Source organism: Algibacter sp. TI.3.09 (assembly GCF_038154905.1).
Lineage (GTDB): Bacteria > Bacteroidota > Bacteroidia > Flavobacteriales > Flavobacteriaceae > Algibacter.
In genome coordinates, this window is the sequence record NZ_JBAKAN010000003.1 from 201691 (window position 1) to 220035 (window position 18345).

Here is an 18345-nt window from a genome sequence, read left to right on the forward strand (position 1 = left end):
TAAAAGGATGTTAGTGTTAAAGTAACTCTTAATTATATCGGAAACCGTAATTTTAAACCATAATTTATAGTTTTCGAATGATAATTTAACAAGAAGGAATCTTATAAATTTTAAATTGCATAAAAATTAAAGAAACATCAGGTTGATTGATAGGTTTGATGTGAATGTTTTAAAACTGAAAAAATGCGGTTAATAAAATCAATATTGTGTTTAATGTTATTTGTATGTTTCTCCTGTAATTCTGTAAAGAAAGAAACAGCTATAAATCAATTATCAAAGTTTGATGTAAACACGGTTTTAAATCAAAACGTAGAGAAAATAAAAACAGTAACTCAAAAACTTACATTTTACGATAGTTTCCCGAGGCATATAGATGAAAATAACAAACAATGGAGCTATGTTAAAACAAAAGATTGGTGTAGCGGTTTTTATCCTGGGATTTTATGGTATGCTTATGAAGAGTCTGGAGATGAGGTTCTAAAAAATAAAGCTATTAAATTCACCGAAACATTAAAAACCATAGCATACAGTCCTGCTAGAAATCACGATATTGGTTTTCAATTATATTGCAGTTATGGTAATGGTTTTAGATTAACAGGAAACCAAAATTATAAAGAGATTTTGTTGGCAGCAGCCGATACACTAGCTACATTATACAACCCGAAAGTTGGTAGTATTTTATCTTGGCCTTCTCAAATTAAGAGATACAAGCACAACACCATTATAGATAATATGATGAATTTAGAATTGCTTTTTTGGGCAGCTAAAAATGGTGGAGATAAAAGTTTGTACGATATAGCCAAAAGTCATGCTGAACAAACCATGAAGTATTTGGTTAGGGAAGACGGTTCTGCATTTCATGTCGGATCTTTTGATATAGAAACAGGAGCTTTTTTACAAGGATACACACACCAAGGTTATGCTAACGAGTCTATGTGGGCACGCGGGCAAGGTTGGGGAATTTATGGTTTTGCCATGGCATATCGTGAAACTGGTGATTCTAATTTTTTAAATACTGCCATAAAACTTTCAGATAAATTTTTAGACCGTTTACCGGAAGATGGTATTCCGTTTTGGGATTTCGACGACCCTAAAATTCCTAATGCACCAAAAGATGCTTCTGCAGGAGCGGTTGCAGCATGTGGTTTAATGGAATTATCAGGTTTGGTTCAAGATGAAAAATTAAAATCTAAATATTTAAAAGCAGGTAAAACATTGGTTGAAAATCTATCATCTAGTGCTTATTTGAGTAATGCTAAAAATGATGCCTTGCTATTGCATTCTACAGGAAATCACCCTAAGAATAAAGAAATGGATGTGCCAATTATTTACGCCGATTATTATTACATGGAAGCCTTATTACGTTTAATGAAACTAGAAAATATTTAATAAATACCACATTTTAAAATGAAAAAGCTTGCTTTTATTCTTATTTGTATCGCACTAACTTTTAGTTCTAATATTTCCGCACAAACTGTACCGTATTCTATTGGTCGTATTGTGGTAAGTTCTGATGGTAATGAACACGATCACGACGATTGGGCTGCTACACCTTTTACATTGGCACTATTGGCGGCAAAAGGGCTTCAGGATAAACTTACCGTTTACACGTTTAGTGATCATATTTGGGGTAGCGACCATCAAATGAAAAAAGGAAAAGCCGAGATGTTAATCAGTGCTTTAGAAGGTCAAAAAATATACAATTTTAAAAAGAGTAATTTCTTAGAAGCTGTTGCCGATTCTGCCAAAGCCATTAATGCCATTGTAAAAGAAATTAATAAATCTAAGGCGAGCAATCCGTTAACTATTGTCGCTGCAGGGCCTATGCATGTTGTGGGATCTGCAATTTCACAATCAAAAAAAGCAAAATTAAAATATGTGAGAATTATTTCTCATTCGAATTGGAACGATAGACATTCTGATAAACCTTACGATTGGGAAGAACATTCTGGTTGGACTTGGAATGAAATTAAAGAAAATTTTGAATCTTACGGATTGATTTGCGATAGAATATCCGATCAAAATGGCGGGAAAGATTACGAAGGTATGAAAGCGCCAAAAGCCATGTTCGATTGGATAAATACTTCACCTATAAGAAATACTTCGGAAGAAGCGAAAAAACAATTAGATTGGTTGTATCAAAGGCAATTAACTTGTGTTAAAAAGGGAGATTTCGATCCGTCGGATGCTGGTATGATTATTTATCTGTTAACCGGAAAACAAAAAACAAGTCCTGAGGATGCAAGAGCAATTATCGAAAATCCAGTACATTAAACAAAATTCAAAAATGAAAAGAAATTTAAGTTTATTCATCATCATATTTATCAGTTTTCATTGTTTTTCTTCTGAAATAAGTTCTGTGGAAGCAAAAGCTAATTTTGAAACTTCAATTAGAAATATTTCCGAAGAAAATGAAGTCGTAAAAAAGGAGTGGAATGGTTTTAAAATAAAGGAAGCAATCTTAAATGGAGTGGCTTATAAAGTGGTGTTTCCGAAGAAAGCAAACGCAAGTAAAAACTGGATTTGGCGTGCTAGATTTTGGGGTCATGAACCACAAACCGATATCGCACTTTTAAACGCGGGTTTTCATGTGGTGTATATTGAAGTGGCTAATTTATTCGGAAGTCCGAAGGCTGTTAATATTTGGAATGATTTTTACGATTTCATTATAAAAAAATATAAATTAAACCCTAAAGTCGTGCTAGAAGGCATGAGTAGAGGTGGGTTAATCATCTTTAATTGGGCGAATCAAAATGCCGAAAAAGTAGCTTGCATTTATGCCGATGCACCGGTTTGCGATTTTAAAAGTTGGCCTGCTGGACAAGGCACAGGCGATGGCTCTAAAAAAGCATGGGAAGCCTGCTTAGTTAGCTATGATTTTACTGAAGAAGTAGCGTCTCAATTTTCGGGAAATCCTATAAATCATATGGAGTATATTGCCGTTCAAAAAGTGCCAATTTTAATTGTTGTTGGCGATGCAGATAAGGTTGTTCCCGTGGCAGAAAATAGTGCTTTATTAGAGCAGCGTTTAAATGGTTTAGGTTGGGAGTTAACCATGATTCATAAACCTGAAGTAGGGCATCATCCACATTCTTTAAAAGACCCAAAACCTATTGTAGATTTTATTTTGAAGGCAACTAATCCTTAATTTTATTGGGGGCTTTTTGTGTAGAAAATTCATAAAAAAGTTTACATAATTTCATGTAAAATGTAACGTTTTATTTTTGTTTAAAATCGTTCAACGGCTTGTTAGTAGCCTATTTCATTAATATAGCGCATAAATAAGCTATAGTTTATATGGAAAGGCTCATGATTTATACCGTAAAAAGTCTATTATTTTTATTATTGTATCTATTATGTTTTTTTAGAATAAATAATAAAAAATTCAAGGATGAAAAAATCAGGTATTTGTGCAATGTTGTTTGTGTTTCTTTTAGGAACAGCATGTGGTTCTAAAGTAGAAAAAACTGTAGTTGTCGAGACGAATATCGATCCGGAAAATATAACAGACGAAGCGCGTATGGAATGGTGGCAAGACGCCCGATTTGGTATGTTTATTCACTGGGGGATTTATACAGTTCCTGCGGGTTTTTATAATGGCGAAGCACAAACAAATAGTGCTGAGTGGATTATGAATAAAGGCAAAATTCCGGTAGCTGAATACGAGAAATTTGCAGACGAATTTAACCCCACTAAATTTAATGCCGACGAGTTTGTGGCTTTAGCTAAACAAGCCGGAATGAAATACATGATTATCACGGCTAAACATCACGATGGATTCTCTATGTTCGATTCTAAAGCCACCGATTATAACATTGTAGATGCCACGCCTTTTAAGCGTGATATTTTAAAAGAATTATCTATCGCCTGCCAAGAGCAAGGCCTTAAATTCGGTTTTTATTACTCGCAAGCGCAAGATTGGCATCACCCGGGTGGTTTAGGTAACAGTTGGGACAAATCTTTTGAGCGTGTTAGTAGCGACGAGTATGTTTACGAAAAAGCACTTCCAGAAGTAAAACAATTACTTACAGAATATGGTCCGATATCAAATTTTTGGTGGGATACACCTCGCGAAATGACAAAATCTGTTGTCGATAGCCTGCACCACATTACTACAGCATTACAACCATGGATTATTACAAACGACCGTTTGGGTGATGATTATCCCGGAGACCATAAAACTTTTGAAAGAAACGGTCCAAGACATCAACCCGAAGCGAAATATTGGGAGTTATGCCAACCCGTTAGCGGTAGTTGGGGTTACCGTAGCGACGATGATAATTTTAAATCGATACCTACTTTAATTCATAATTTAATAGATCAGAGTAGTAAAGGCGGAAATTATTTATTGAATGTAAGCCCAACCCGAGAAGGCATTTTAAGAACCGAAGCTGTTGAGCGCATGAAAGCCATTGGTGCTTGGATGGATACAAATTCCAAAGCGATTTACGGTACACAAGCAAGTCCAACTTCTACCGAACCAGATTGGGGACGTATTACCATGAAAACCATTGAAAATAAGGCATTACTGTATCTTCATGTTTACAACTGGGAAGATGGAGCAGCGTTGCCAATTCGATTAAAAAATAATGTAGAATCTTGTTATTTACTTACCGATAAAAGCAGAACGTTTAAAACCGAAACTTTAGATCATGGAATTCAGGTAAAATTAACAGGGAAAGCGCCAGATAGCGTAGCTTCTGTTATTGTTTTAAAGTTGAAAGAAATGCCAAATGCATTACCTGTAAAAGCTTTAGGGCAAGATGAAAACGGATTGGCTGTACTTACAGCTTACAGAGCGCAATATGAAAACTTACAAGGGCCAGGCGCGCTATACAAAGAAGAGTGGGATTGCGTTAGCGATTGGGATAGCGAAACAGCTCGAGTATATTGGTCTTTCGAAATTGATAAACCAGGCACGTTTAATGTGGAGCTTGGCTATTCAGGAAGTGAATCTACTGAAATTACAGTAGCACTTGCAGGAACTTCTATAAATGTAAACGTTGCCGCAACAGGAAGTAATCCAAAACGATTTAAAAAAGCAGAATTAGGACAATTTACAGTTGATAAACCTGGTAAATATGAGTTTTCTCTAATGCCTGTAGCCGGAAAATGGAATGCCATTAATTTGAAGGATGTTAAACTTCAACCCGTAAAAAAATAATCACCGTTTAATTGATTTTATAAAATGATGAAATATATTTTTCTCTTGTTTATTGGATGTTTGTTCTCTTGCGGTGCACAAAATAGTCTTTATAATAATTTAGATGAAGCGCCTATTGATGGTGGTTTACAAATGGATGATTATTGGGTTTGGGGTAGTTCTGTTATTAAGGGAGACGATGGTTTGTACCATATGTATGCATCGCGCTGGCCAAAAATGTTACCGTTTCATCCAGGCTGGATGGTGGCTTCAGAAATTGTACATGCTACATCAAAAACTCCAGAAGGACCTTATCAGTTTCAAGATGTCGCTTTAGGTGATCGTGGTACACAATATTGGGATGGTAAATCGTGCCATAACCCTAAAATTGTAAAATATAAAGACACTTACATTCTGTACTACATGGGATCTACACATCCTTTTGAGGCCGTTACGGAAGAAAATTTAAGCGATTTCGATTTATCAAGTAAATGGTGTATTGCTGCGCGTTGGGGAAAACGTATTGGCATAGCAACATCTAAAAGTCCGAACGGCCCATGGAAACGTCAGAATGAACCAATTTTAGAGGTGGAACCAAATTCATATTATAGTTTTTTAACCTCCAATCCGTCACCTTTAATTAAAGAAGATGGTTCGGTAGTTTTACTTTTTAAAGGAAGAAGTTATAAGGAAGATGGCGTTTCGCAAAGCGATATGAGTATCGGCGTGGCCACAGCACCTAGTTTTGATGGTGACTATACCGTAATCGGTGACGAGCCATTATTTTCTATGGAACGTTTTGGAGAGGTTGAAGATCCACATTTATGGAGTGATGATGCTGGTTACCACATGATAGCAAAAGACCAAAGAGGTTTAATTACTGGAGGAAAAGGTGATGGATTGGTAGCACATTCTGAAAACGGTATCGATTGGATAATAGATGAAAATCCAAGAGCTTATACAAAAACGGTAAAATGGAACAATGGAAAAACCATTAAACAAGGACAATTAGAACGACCTTTTGTTTTTGTAGAAAACGGAAAGCCGACACATATTTTCTTTGCTACAATGGATGGCCCTGGCGGATTTAGCAACGGTACAAAAACATGGAATATGGTTATTCCTCTTAAAAAATAACATAACTAATTAAATATTTAAATAAAACTAACACAAACATATCATGAACAAAAAAATATTATTATGGTCCATTACCGCAGCACTTGCAGGTTTTCTATTTGGATTTGATGTTGTAGTAATTTCGGGTGCCGATAAAAAATTACAAGCTTTATGGGGTTCATCAGAAGCTTTTCATGGCGCTGTAGTTATGGGTATGGCACTCTGGGGAACTGTTGTCGGAGCTATTTTTGGAGGTATTCCAACTAATAAATACGGACGTAAAAGTACGTTAATTGTTATTGGTGTTTTGTTTGCGCTTTCGGCTATAGGTTCAGCTTTTTCTAACGATCCTTATGTATTTGCCTTTGCGCGATTTATTGGTGGTTTAGGTGTAGGAGCATCTACAATTGCTGCACCTGCTTATATTTCTGAAATTGCACCAGCAAAAGACAGAGGGCGTTTGGTGGCGATGTATCAATTTAATATTGTTTTTGGTATCATGATCGCTTATTTATCCAATTATCTATTAAGTGATATTGGAGAAAATGCTTGGCGTTGGATGCTTGGAGTTGAAGCTATTCCTGCAATTTTATACGTTTTATTTGCTTTAAAATTACCAAAAAGTCCACGTTGGTTATTATCTCAATCAAGAGAAGCAGAGGCAAGAGAGGTATTACAAATAATAGATCCAACCGCAGATGTTGATGCTCAAATTAAAGAGTTTAACTCACATGCAGAAAAAAGTGATAAGTCTGAAACTATATTAATTAAAAAATATAGATTTCCGTTAATGTTAGCCTTTTTTATTGCCTTTTTTAATCAGTTTTCAGGAATTAATGCGGTATTATATTATGCGCCACGTATTTTTGAAGAGGCAGGATTAGGAGAAAGTTCAGCATTATTAAATAGTATCGGTTTAGGGGTAACCAATCTTGTGTTTACATTATTAGGTGTATTTTTAATTGACAAATTAGGAAGAAAAACCTTAATGTACATAGGTTCTGTAGCTTATATTACATCATTAGGTCTTTTAGCTGCGGCATTCTTATTAGAATGGACAGGTATGGCAGTTCCAGCTTTCTTGTTTTTATTTATAGCAGCTCATGCTGTAGGTCAAGGCGCTGTAATTTGGGTGTTTATTTCTGAAATTTTCCCGAATCATTTACGTGCTTCTGGTCAAGCTTTTGGTAGCTCGACCCACTGGGTTTTAGCGGCAGTTATTCCATCATTATTTCCTTTTTTATTGAAATTAGTAGGAGGTGGTCTTGTTTTCCTTGTGTTTGCTATAATGATGGTTTTCCAATTGTTATTTGTTGCGTTTATGATGCCAGAAACTAAAGGTAAAACTTTAGAAGAGTTAGAAGATATCATGTTAAAGAAAAAATAATAAGTCAGTTTATATGAAAAAGTTAATTGGATTTTTACTCGTTTTTTGTGCATCATTATCGCTTTATGCATCAAAAATTGATACGTTGGTTGTGCATAGTACAGCCATGAATAAAGACATAAAAAACGTAGTAATAACTCCTGATTCTTATAAAAAAAACGGACCAGATTTACCAGTTGTGTATTTACTTCATGGCGCAGGTGGCGACCATAAAGCTTGGTTGGGTAAGGCTCCAAAGATTAAAGCTTATGCCGATTTATACAATGTAATTATTGTGTGTCCCGATGGGCATAAAACCAGTTGGTATTTTGATAGCCCAAAAGAAAGTAATATGCAATATGAAACTTATGTTTCTAAAGAGCTTGTTGCTGAGGTTGATAGCAATTACAATACTATAGCCGATAAAAATCATCGCGCCATTACGGGGTATAGTATGGGCGGTCATGGCGCTTTATATTTAGCTTTTAAACATAACGATATTTGGGGTGTTGCCGCGAGCATGAGTGGTGGTTTAGACATAAGAGGCTTTCCATTACAATGGGAAATCGCAAAGCGTTTAGGCATTTATGCCGAAGAACCAGAAACTTGGGAGCAAAATACGGTTATTAACATGACGCATTTACTTGATGGTAAAAACCTGAAGTTTATGTTCGATTGTGGTGTAGACGATTTTTTCTACGATGCTAATGTGCGTTTGCATAAAAAACTTTTAGAACGCAGAATTCCGCACGATTATATCGAAAGACCTGGGGCACATACCAATCGATATTGGGCGAATTCAATAACCTATCAAATGGTGTTTTTTAACGACTTTTTTAATTCAACTAAGAAATAAGTATGCATTTCAATTTTGTAAAATATCTAGCCTTTGTTTTCCTTTTGGGAAGTTTTTCTTGTAAAAATGAAACAAAAGCAACGGTTGAAAGTAAAGTTCAAGAGGACATTAAACAACCTAATATTGTTCTGCTTTTGTGTGACGATTTGGGGTATGGAGATTTATCGTCTTTTGGGCATTCTATTATACAAACACAGCATTTAGATGCATTGGCGGAATCAGGAATTAAATTAACTAATTTCTATTCTACAGCTCCTGTTTGTTCGCCTTCTCGTGTAGGTTTACTTACCGGAAGAAGCCCAAATAAAGCTGGTGTTTACGATTTTATTCCTGGACCTAAAAAGAGTGAAGATAACCGCGATTTAGTACACATGCAGGCCGATGAGGTTACTATTCCTGCCTTGTTGAAAAAGGCGGGTTATGATACTTGCTTGTCAGGAAAATGGCATTGTAATTCTCGTTTTAATTCTAAAGAACAGCCACAACCTAACGATTTTGGATTCGATCATTGGTTTTCAACACATAATAATGCATCCCCAAGTCATCAAAACCCAAAGAATTTTGTTCGAAATGGCGAAAAAGTTGGCGAAATAGAAGGTTTTAGTAGTCAAATTGTAGTGAACGAGGCTATTAATTGGCTTGAAAACAAAAAAAGCGATAAACCATTTTTCTTAGAAGTGGCATTTCACGAACCGCACGAACCTATTGCTTCACCAGAAGATTTAGTTCAAAAATATTTACCATTGGCAGACAACCTTCAACAAGCAGAATATTTTGCCAATGTTGAAAATGTAGATCTTGCTGTGGGGCGTTTGGTAGCGTTTTTAAAGGAAAAATATGGAGATAATACTTTAGTGATTTTTACTTCGGATAACGGACCAGAAACTTTTATGAGATATTCGCGAGCGAAACATTCTTATGGAACACCTGGAGCATTAAAAGGTATGAAACTTTGGACTAACGAAGCTGGTTTTAGAGTGCCTTGTATTGTAAACTGGTTAGGAAAAGAAACTTTTACCGGAACCTCAGAAAAAGTGGTGTCTGCCTTAGATTTTTTACCAACGTTTGTTGATATCGCTGGTGCCGAACTACCTAAAAGAACCCTAGATGGGCAATCCATTAAAAACTTTTTAAGTACAGGTGATTTAGAACGTGCAAAGCCATTAATATGGGCCTTTTATGATGCTATTAATGAGCGTCGAGTTGCTATGCGAAGTGGCGATTGGAAAATTATGGCGCGATTGGAGTCGGATAATAAAGTGCTTCCAAATATTCATAATCTATACGATGGTAACGAAGCTTATGTTAAAAATGCTGAACTCACCAATTTTGTATTATTCAATTTGAAAAATGACATTAGTGAATCTGAAGATTTAGCTTCGAAAGAACCAGAAGTTTTTGAGAAAATGAAAGCAGAATTTTTAGTGCAGTATAAAGATTTATTAAATGAAAGTCATATTTGGGTTCGTAATGAATAGATATTTAGTGAAATGAAAAAAATAGTCCTATTTATTAGTGTTAGTTTCTGTTTTGCACAGGCAAATTATGGGCAATTTATATTTCCTAAAATAAAAGCTATGTGGGATTAAAAATAGAAAGTCTTAAAGATAGAACGGATATTATGTTTTCATCGGATGTTATTGGTAAATACCCTTTTCAAAACATCAATTTTAACGGTACATTCGGTATGGTTACTTCCGAAGAAAACAAAACAACACTTTTTTTAGGCACAGGGAAGTTTATTGAGAAAGATGGTTTTTCTATTCAAATTTTAGGTGAAAAATCGGGTGCGGCAACTTTAGTTTATGGCAATAATATGCAATTAACTTGCGATGATGTGATGCTGCTAACCATTCCAGATACTTATAAAAAAGGTGAAGTGGTTTTAACTTTTGGTTTTAAACAATTAAGAGGTGAGCGTTTAAAAATGAATGGTAAAAATGTGGTTAACTTTAAAGTGCCAGCCATGAATTTTCAAGAGATTGCAATAGGATTAAAATAATAAGATAATGCAGAAAATATTAAAATATTATAGTTTAGTGTTGCTTTGTTTGATGTTGTTTGTTAGTTGTAAAAAAGCTGAAATAACAACGGTTGTTTCTCCTAACGGTATTAATAATATCACATTTTTGAATTATGAAAATAGTGATGCGATTACCTTTTTAGTAAAATACGGTGAGCAAGAGGTTATTCAATCTTCAATATTGGAGTTATTATCTAATGAGATTGATTTTTCTGGTGATTTGTCCATATTAAAAACCGAAATATCCACAGAAAATAACGAGTGGAAATCTAATTTTGCTGAGTTAAGCACAATTACAGACCATTATAATCAAATAAAAATATTTTTAAAATTGGGTGAAACTCAGGTAAATATTATTGGTAGAGCATACAACGAAGGTGTTGCCTTTGCCTATGAAATTCCGGAGCAACAAAATATAGAAGAAATAGGCTTAGCCGAAAATATTCACTACAACTTTAAGGAAGATTATAACGTTTGGGCTACACCAAAACGTGGTCCTGGTGTTTTAACGGCACAAGGTGAGTATAAAAAAATTCCATTATCTATACTCGGAAAAGGTTGTGAGCGTCCGCTTGTAATCGAAATTCACGATAGTTTAAAAGTTGCTTTAGCTGAAGCAAAGTTAGTGGATTATGCACGTTTAAGTTTCGATAAAGGGACGTCTTCAAAATATAGTATTCTTTCTAGTTTAGATGGTAAAATGGGTAAGCAAGAACAGGATACCATTTCTGGAGCTATCATTTCTAAACGTTTAGAAGTTGGAGCGAAAGTGCGTAAAAAATTACCATTTCAATCGCCATGGCGTGTTGTTATGATGGCTAAAAATGAAGGTGAATTATTAGAGAATAATTATTTAATTCAAAATTTAAATGACCCTTCTGCTATTGCAGATGAATCTTGGATTAAGCCAGGTAAAGTTTTAAGAGAAACCACGCTTACCACGCAAGGCGCTTATGCCGCTATCGATTTTGTAGCCGAGCATAATATGCAATATATTATGTTTGATGCAGGCTGGTATGGCGATGAAATGAAGAATAGCTCAGATGCTACCACAGTAACTTTAGACCCAAAAAGATCTAAAGGGCCATTAGATATGGAAGCTGTTACGACTTATGGAAAAGAAAAAGGGATTGGTTTAATTCTATATATAAATCGTCGGGCTTTAGAGAAACAAATAGATGAAGTTTTACCATTATTGAAAAAATGGGGTGTTGCCGGAATTAAATACGGTTTTGTTCGTGTAGGCGATCAAGATGCTACTGCATGGATGCACGAGGCTGTGAAAAAAACAGCGCAGTATGAAATGATTATTGATGTACACGATGAATATAGACCAACAGGATTTTCTAGAACCTATCCAAACTTTTTAACTCAAGAAGGTATTCGAGGAGACGAAGAAACGGTACCTAACGCGCACACCCTTATTAGTATGTTTACACGTACACTTGCTGGCGCATCGGATAATACGGTTTGTTATTATAGTTCTCGAGTGAACGCCATGGGGTCGCATGCCTCTCAATTAGCAAAAACGGTTTGTGTTTTTAGTCCGTTACAGTTTTTGTATTGGTATGATAAAGCGCCATTGGCTCCAATTAAAGAAGATGGACTTTGGGGTGATACCAAGACTATTGGTAATGAACCGGAATTAGAGTTTTTTGATAATGTACCAACCACTTGGGACGAAACTAAGGTGCTAGAAGCAGAAATTGGAGAGATAGGTGTTATTGCTAGAAGAAAAGGAAACGACTGGTATATTGGAGGAATTAATGGAGAAGCGGCTCGAAACGTGTTGTTAGATTTTTCTTTTTTAGATGAAAATCAAAGTTACAAAGCTAAATTATATACAGACGACGAGACTATCGAAACTAGAACTCATGTTAAAATAGAAGAGATTGAAGTTTCAAATAAATCAAAATTAAATTTAAACGTAAAAAGCAATAATGGTTTTGCTGTCCAAATAAAAAGAGTTAAATAATTATGAAAAATTCGACGACACTACTTTTTTGTCTTTTATCAATGGTAACTGTATGGTCTCAAAGCAATATAGAGGTACATGCTATTAAATTATCGGGGAAAATTACCAATGGTGAAATTAATGTAAATAAATTTATAGGGAAAGATTCAAAAACACCTATTAACCGAAAGAATAAAATAAAATTATATCCATATATCGAGTTTCAAACTTTGGAAGGTTTTGGAGGTGCTTTTAATGAAATAGGAGGAGAGGCCTTAATGTCGCTACCATCGGCATTACAAGATCAAGTTATAACGAATCTTTTTAGTCTAAACCAAGGTGCTCAACTTGTCTTTAATAGAACAGCTGTAGGTGCTAGTGATTTTGGGATCGATGCATATAGTTATGCTGAAAAAGCAGACGATTATAAAATGAAGTATTTTTCAATTGAAAGAGAAAAAACAACAGTTATCCCTTATTTACAAAAAGCATTTAAAGCGAATCCGGACTTAAAATTATTTGCTTCACCTTGGAGTCCACCATCATGGATGAAATATTCAGGTTTTATGGATAGAGGAGAAGAATTTCTAGATAAAAATCAATTAATAGATGAGCCTAAAATTTATGAAGCTTATGCGTTATACTTTTCAAAATATATTAAAGCTTACGCTGAAAAAGGAATTAGTGTAGATAGGTTAATTATTCAAAATGAAAATGATGCAAATACTAAATATCCGTCTAACGATATGTCGGTAGCTCAAATGAACAAATTAGTAAAATCATATTTACGTCCACAATTTGAAAAGGACAATATTGATACTGAAATTTGGGCAGGAACTTTTAGAAGCTACGGCCGTTTAGATGCTCTTGAAATTGCCGCTAGCGATGAATATAGAAACTTGTATGATGGTATTGGAATTCAATATACAGGTGGAATTTATATTCAGCAAACCAAAGATGTCTATCCAGAAGTAAACTTAATGCATACCGAAGGAAATTGTGATGATGGAAAAAATAATTGGGGACAAGCATCAAATCGATTAAAAGAGATTGCTAATTATATTAATAGAGGGGTTCCAAATTATTGTTATTGGAATATGATTTTAAATGAAACTACTGAAAGTGGTTGGGCCTGGAAGCAAAATTCGCTAATTAATATAGACCGAAACTCAAAACAAGTAACTTATAACCCCGATTATGCTGTTATTGGTTTTATGAGTCAGTATTTAGTGCCAGGCGCAAAGCGTATTGCTAACTTTTCTCGAGCCGATTTGATTTCAATAAAGCATCAAGGGAAAGTTTATGTACTCCTTCAAAACAGTAAAGATGAAGCGCAGATTTACGAATGCCAAATAGGAAATGATGAAGGAAAAACGGTTGAAATTCCAAGTAATTCTTTAGCTGTTATAATTTTAAATATCTAACTACAAATAATCATTAGAATACAATTATGAAAAAACTTACTATTTTAAAATTATTAACGGTATTTCTTTTAATAGGAATTGTTTCCTGTAAATCAAAAGAAAAAAAAGAGGTTGTAGTAGTTAAAAAAGAACTTCCTGCTAAACGACCAAATATTATTTTTATGATGTCTGATGATCATGCATATCAGGCCATTAGTGCGTACAGCAATCATTTAATTGAAACGCCAAATATAGATCGTATTGCAGACGAGGGAATTAAATTCACCAATGCCTGTGTTTCAAACTCTATTTGCGCGCCTTCTAGAGCTACTATTTTAACGGGTAAACATTGCCATATTCATGGTAAAGTAGATAACGTATTTCCTTTCGATGAGTCGCAAACTACCTTTCCACAGTTAATGCAACAGGCAGGTTACAAAACAGCTATGTTCGGTAAATTACACTTTGGAAACAATCCAAAAGGTGTAGATGAATTTAAAATTTTACCAGGGCAAGGGCGTTACTATAATCCTATTTTTAATACCAACGATGGCCAAATTACAGTAGAAGGTTATGTAACGGATATTATAATGGATATGACTTTAGAATGGTTAGAAAAAAATAAAGACGATGAGCAACCATTCATGTTATTTTCAATGCAAAAAGCACCACATAGAGAGTGGTTGCCAGCACCAAGACATTTTAAAGAATACACTAAAAAAACATTTGTTGAGCCAGAAACGTTGTTCGATGATTACGAAGGTAGAGGTACTGCTGCAAAAACTGCAGAAATGAATTTGTTAAAGCACATGAACTGGGCTGGAGATGCTAAAATTTATCCTGAGCTTATGGCAGAGCTAGGTTTAAAAGATGAGTCTGGTTGGGATTTGGAAGCTTTTGAGCGTGAAGTAGGCGCCATGAATGCAGAACAACGTGCTGTTTGGGATTCTGTTTATCGTCCTGTTATGGAAGATTTCAAAGCGAAATATTCAGAAATGGATGATAAGGAATTAATGAAATGGCGTTACCAACGCTACATGCAAGATTACTTAGGTTGTATTGCATCTGTTGATGAAAATGTTGGGCGTTTGTTAGATTACATGGAAGATTCTGGTTTAGATGAAAATACTATGGTGATTTACACATCCGATCAAGGATTTTATTTAGGAGAACACGGTTGGTTCGATAAGCGTTTTGTTTATGATGAATCGTTTAAAACACCATTGTTAATTAAATGGCCAAACGTTATTGAGGCTGGAATTACAAACACTGAAATGGTTCAGAATTTAGATTTTGCGCAAACCATTTTAGAAGCGGCTCAAATTGAAGCACCTAGTGATATGCAAGGTGAAAGTTTAATACCTCTTTTATTAGGAAATCAAGACGAATGGACTAGAGAAGCGGTGTATTATCATTATTACGAATATCCAGGTATTCACATGGTGAAAAGACATTATGCCATTATTACACAAGAATATAAGCTAGCACATTTTTATTATGATGTGGATGAATGGGAACTTTACGATCGCAAAAATGATCCACAAGAAATGAAAAATGTAGTAAACGATCCTGCTTATGCTGATGTAGTTGTAAAGCTTAAAAAACAACTAGCGGAATTACGTGAACAGTATGGTGATAGTTCGGAGTTAGATCAAGAAATTCTTAGAAAATATCTTGAAGCTCAAAACAACCCAGATATTGAAACGGTGCCGTTGCATTAGAAATAATATTTAAAATATAGAGTCTGAATTTATATTCAGACTTCATAAAATAGAAATCATAAAACAGTTTTTTAGTTAGATGAAATTATCAAAATTAGCACCCTTATTAATCCTTTTGTTTTTAGTTGAAAGCTCTAGCTATGGACAAAAAGCAACAAGCCATCCTAAACTTTATGCAAGTAAATCGGATAAGGCTTCAATAGTTGCTAAAATTAAAAATGAAGCTTGGGCAAAAGCTTCTTGGGAAAATTTGCTTTCTACAATAGATCCGCATGTAAATCGTCATGTTGAAGATCCGGAATGGATAGTTTCTCGATTAGCGATGTATTGGAAAGATGGTGCTCATTTTACACAATGTTATATTAAAAATCAAAACTGGGATTATGGTGAAGGCAATGCGCCATTACCAACCGTGCGTTTACCGGGTATGCGTACTTGGAACGATTATTTAAACGTGCCTTTAGAAGATAGAATTCCGTATAGCGAATCGGGAGATTTGCTTGGTATAAGTCGTTCTAGTGCCGATAAAACGCCTGTTTTAATTCCGTATAAGGAAACCGGACACATGATACGTGCTAATAATATGGAAATATTAACGCTAGCCGAACAAGCTGCGTTTGCTTATTATGTAACCGAAGATGAAAAATATGCTAAGTTTTCTTCAGATATTTTATGGACTTGGTTATTGGGCACTTATTATATGGAACCGCCTTTAGATCCTAAAAAATCGACAAAAGGTTCTGGTGGTTACGAGCCAGGTGGTATTATGGGCTATTATGATTATGAAGTAATTCACGATGATAGACAAATGCCAACTGCTATTGCTTACGATTTTCTTTATGATTATTTAAATGAAAACCCGCACGAGCACTTAAAAGCTATTAATAAAACACCAGCTGATGTTGCAGGTGTTGTTTTTAAACGTTTTATAGATATCGGACTTATTCGTGGTGGAAAAAAAGGAAACTGGAACGTAAACCGTTACAAAAACGTCTTGGGTAGCATGCTCGTTTTAGAGCCTAACGATTTTTATGAAGACGGAAAAGGAAAGGAATATTACATTCCGTTTTACACCGAAAAGTCTAGTGATTACTGTGCGGCTTTGCCAGAAATAATGGATTATTACAATACAACAACTGGCTTATGGCCAGAATCTCCAGGCTATGCTTCGTCTATGATTCCTTTGGTTTTAGAAATGGGTGTTAAACTTTATAAATCGGGAATCAATACTTTGGCAGGAAATCCAATTATTTCTAAAGCAGCCTTGGCAAATTTAGGTTGGTTGGATGCTCGCGGAAATTTAGTGGTTTTTGGAGATATGCGTGGAGGTCCTGCAAATATTTCTTCTTTTGAATCTTTATTAACTTATGCCACTTGGGAAGGTGATACGGAAACTGCCGAAAAAATGGCAACTGTTATCCGTAAAAACATAGCTTCTGGTCAGTATGATAGAAATATGTCTAACTGGCAAGGTATTGTGTTAAATCAACCATTACAAGGTTCAGGAAGCGATTTGCCTTTTCATAAAGCGGCCTATTCTCCTTTTCATAAACACATTATTATGAGAAACGGAAACGATGAAAACAATGGTTTAATGTTTACTTTGTATGGAGGGAAATACCAGTCGCATTTGGCAGAAAATGGTTTGGCTATGCAATTCTATGGTAAAGGTTGGGCTTTAGCGCCTGATGCTTCAGCTTACGAATCGTATTGGTCTTCAGATGCAGGTTATCACAGAGGAATTACAGGTTCTAATACCATTGTTCCTGGATATGGAAAAGGCGATATTACCATAAACGCTATGGATCCAGCTGTAGATACTACAAATGGGTTTTATAATACTTCGGAAACATCTCAGAATGTTTCATTTTCTGATGTTTCTGCTGATGAAAAACGACGCTTAGTAGCTATGATTCGTACTTCCGAAACTTCTGGATATTATGTAGATGTATTTAGATCGGATCAAGCTGATAACGATTATATTCATCATAACTTAGGAAATACCGTTACACTTAAAAACGCATTAAATAAGGCTTTAAGCTTAGAGAACGTTGATGATTTAGGTGTGAAATATGATGACAATTATAGGTTCTTCAAAAATCAAAGAAAGGTAAACTATTCCGAAGATTTTAATGCCACTTGGGATATCAACAGCGTATCACCTGCATTACATGTTAACATGTGGATGATGGGGCAAAACAAAAGAGCACTTTACGCGGTAGATGCACCACCAACAACATTACGTAGTGACATTACGCCTGGGCAAGTAAATAAAAGCCCTGAAACAACGCCTACTTTAATTGTTAGACAAAATGGAATTAACGGAGCTAAACATCCGTTTGTATCTGTTTTTGAATCTTACGAAACGGGAGAGAAATCAATTAAAACCATTGAAAAAATAAAAACTTCAGAGCATTTTGTTAGTATCGCTGTAAACTCTAAAAATAGCACACAATATATTTTGAATGCTACAGATAGTCAGGTTTATCAAACACCTCAAGACATAGAGTTTCAAGGCACATTTGCGGTTGTTTCCGAAGAAAATAATGCGTTTCAATATTTGTATTTAGGAAAAGGAAAATATATCCAAAAAGGCGATTTAAAAATTGAAGCGGTTAATGATACGGTTACGGCAGAATTAAAAATTGAAAATGGTAAATATTTCTATTCTTCTAATCAACCTGTTTTAATTCAACTTAAAAAAGGGAAGTCTAAAACATATCCTGCGGGACAACATATCGAAATTAAATAGCAAAAAAAAGA

General features: G+C 35.0%; 13 protein-coding genes. All 13 read left to right on the top strand.

Features of this window, described 5'->3' with window-relative positions; all coding sequences use genetic code 11:
- Positions 1–213 precede the first annotated feature (213 nt).
- The 13 genes from V6246_RS12745 (at position 214) to V6246_RS12805 (ending at position 18334) form a co-directional block, all read left to right on the top strand.
- Entirely contained in the window at positions 214–1389 is a 1176-nt protein-coding gene (locus tag V6246_RS12745; RefSeq protein WP_341560851.1) for a glycoside hydrolase family 88 protein, read from the top strand.
- An 18-nt stretch (positions 1390–1407) separates the two neighbouring features.
- Positions 1408–2274, top strand: coding sequence for a hypothetical protein (locus V6246_RS12750; protein ID WP_341560852.1), 867 nt, complete (start codon positions 1408–1410; stop codon positions 2272–2274).
- Positions 2275–2287: 13 nt separating this feature from the next.
- Entirely contained in the window at positions 2288–3148 is an 861-nt protein-coding gene (locus tag V6246_RS12755; RefSeq protein WP_341560853.1) for an alpha/beta hydrolase family protein, read from the top strand.
- Positions 3149–3391: 243 nt separating this feature from the next.
- Entirely contained in the window at positions 3392–5164 is a 1773-nt protein-coding gene (locus V6246_RS12760) for an alpha-L-fucosidase (protein WP_341560854.1), read from the top strand.
- Positions 5165–5191: 27 nt separating this feature from the next.
- Positions 5192–6280: a glycoside hydrolase family protein gene (locus V6246_RS12765; protein ID WP_341560855.1), complete on the top strand. Its 1089-nt coding sequence runs from the start codon at positions 5192–5194 to the stop codon at positions 6278–6280.
- A 43-nt stretch (positions 6281–6323) separates the two neighbouring features.
- Positions 6324–7646 (top strand): sugar porter family MFS transporter, encoded by a 1323-nt coding sequence (locus V6246_RS12770; protein WP_341560856.1) that lies wholly within the window; start codon positions 6324–6326, stop codon positions 7644–7646.
- A gap of 13 nt (positions 7647–7659) precedes the next feature.
- Entirely contained in the window at positions 7660–8481 is an 822-nt protein-coding gene (locus V6246_RS12775) for an alpha/beta hydrolase (protein ID WP_341560857.1), read from the top strand.
- Positions 8482–8483: 2 nt separating this feature from the next.
- Complete coding sequence (locus V6246_RS12780) at positions 8484–9959, top strand: sulfatase-like hydrolase/transferase (protein ID WP_341560858.1); 1476 nt, start codon at positions 8484–8486, stop codon at positions 9957–9959.
- A 101-nt stretch (positions 9960–10060) separates the two neighbouring features.
- Entirely contained in the window at positions 10061–10483 is a 423-nt protein-coding gene (locus tag V6246_RS12785; protein WP_341560859.1) for a hypothetical protein, read from the top strand.
- Positions 10484–10490: 7 nt separating this feature from the next.
- A complete protein-coding gene (locus V6246_RS12790; RefSeq protein ID WP_341560860.1) occupies positions 10491–12479 on the top strand; it encodes a glycoside hydrolase family 97 protein in 1989 nt (662 codons plus the stop codon).
- A gap of 2 nt (positions 12480–12481) precedes the next feature.
- Positions 12482–13882 carry a glycoside hydrolase family 30 protein gene (locus V6246_RS12795; RefSeq protein ID WP_341560861.1) on the top strand — a complete coding sequence of 467 codons (1401 nt, stop codon included), beginning with the start codon at positions 12482–12484 and terminating at the stop codon, positions 13880–13882.
- Positions 13883–13908: 26 nt separating this feature from the next.
- A complete protein-coding gene (locus V6246_RS12800; protein WP_341560862.1) occupies positions 13909–15582 on the top strand; it encodes a sulfatase family protein in 1674 nt (557 codons plus the stop codon).
- Positions 15583–15661: 79 nt separating this feature from the next.
- Positions 15662–18334 (top strand): hypothetical protein, encoded by a 2673-nt coding sequence (locus V6246_RS12805; protein ID WP_341560863.1) that lies wholly within the window; start codon positions 15662–15664, stop codon positions 18332–18334.
- Positions 18335–18345 lie beyond the last annotated feature (11 nt).

Coding starts and splice junctions, on each gene's coding strand:
- V6246_RS12745 (WP_341560851.1), top strand. CDS start 214: ATGTTATTTGTATGTTTCTCCTGTAATTCTGTAAAGAAAGAAACAGCT.
- V6246_RS12750 (WP_341560852.1), top strand. CDS start 1,408: ATGAAAAAGCTTGCTTTTATTCTTATTTGTATCGCACTAACTTTTAGT.
- V6246_RS12755 (WP_341560853.1), top strand. CDS start 2,288: ATGAAAAGAAATTTAAGTTTATTCATCATCATATTTATCAGTTTTCAT.
- V6246_RS12760 (WP_341560854.1), top strand. CDS start 3,392: ATGAAAAAATCAGGTATTTGTGCAATGTTGTTTGTGTTTCTTTTAGGA.
- V6246_RS12765 (WP_341560855.1), top strand. CDS start 5,192: ATGAAATATATTTTTCTCTTGTTTATTGGATGTTTGTTCTCTTGCGGT.
- V6246_RS12770 (WP_341560856.1), top strand. CDS start 6,324: ATGAACAAAAAAATATTATTATGGTCCATTACCGCAGCACTTGCAGGT.
- V6246_RS12775 (WP_341560857.1), top strand. CDS start 7,660: ATGAAAAAGTTAATTGGATTTTTACTCGTTTTTTGTGCATCATTATCG.
- V6246_RS12780 (WP_341560858.1), top strand. CDS start 8,484: ATGCATTTCAATTTTGTAAAATATCTAGCCTTTGTTTTCCTTTTGGGA.
- V6246_RS12790 (WP_341560860.1), top strand. CDS start 10,491: ATGCAGAAAATATTAAAATATTATAGTTTAGTGTTGCTTTGTTTGATG.
- V6246_RS12795 (WP_341560861.1), top strand. CDS start 12,482: ATGAAAAATTCGACGACACTACTTTTTTGTCTTTTATCAATGGTAACT.
- V6246_RS12800 (WP_341560862.1), top strand. CDS start 13,909: ATGAAAAAACTTACTATTTTAAAATTATTAACGGTATTTCTTTTAATA.
- V6246_RS12805 (WP_341560863.1), top strand. CDS start 15,662: ATGAAATTATCAAAATTAGCACCCTTATTAATCCTTTTGTTTTTAGTT.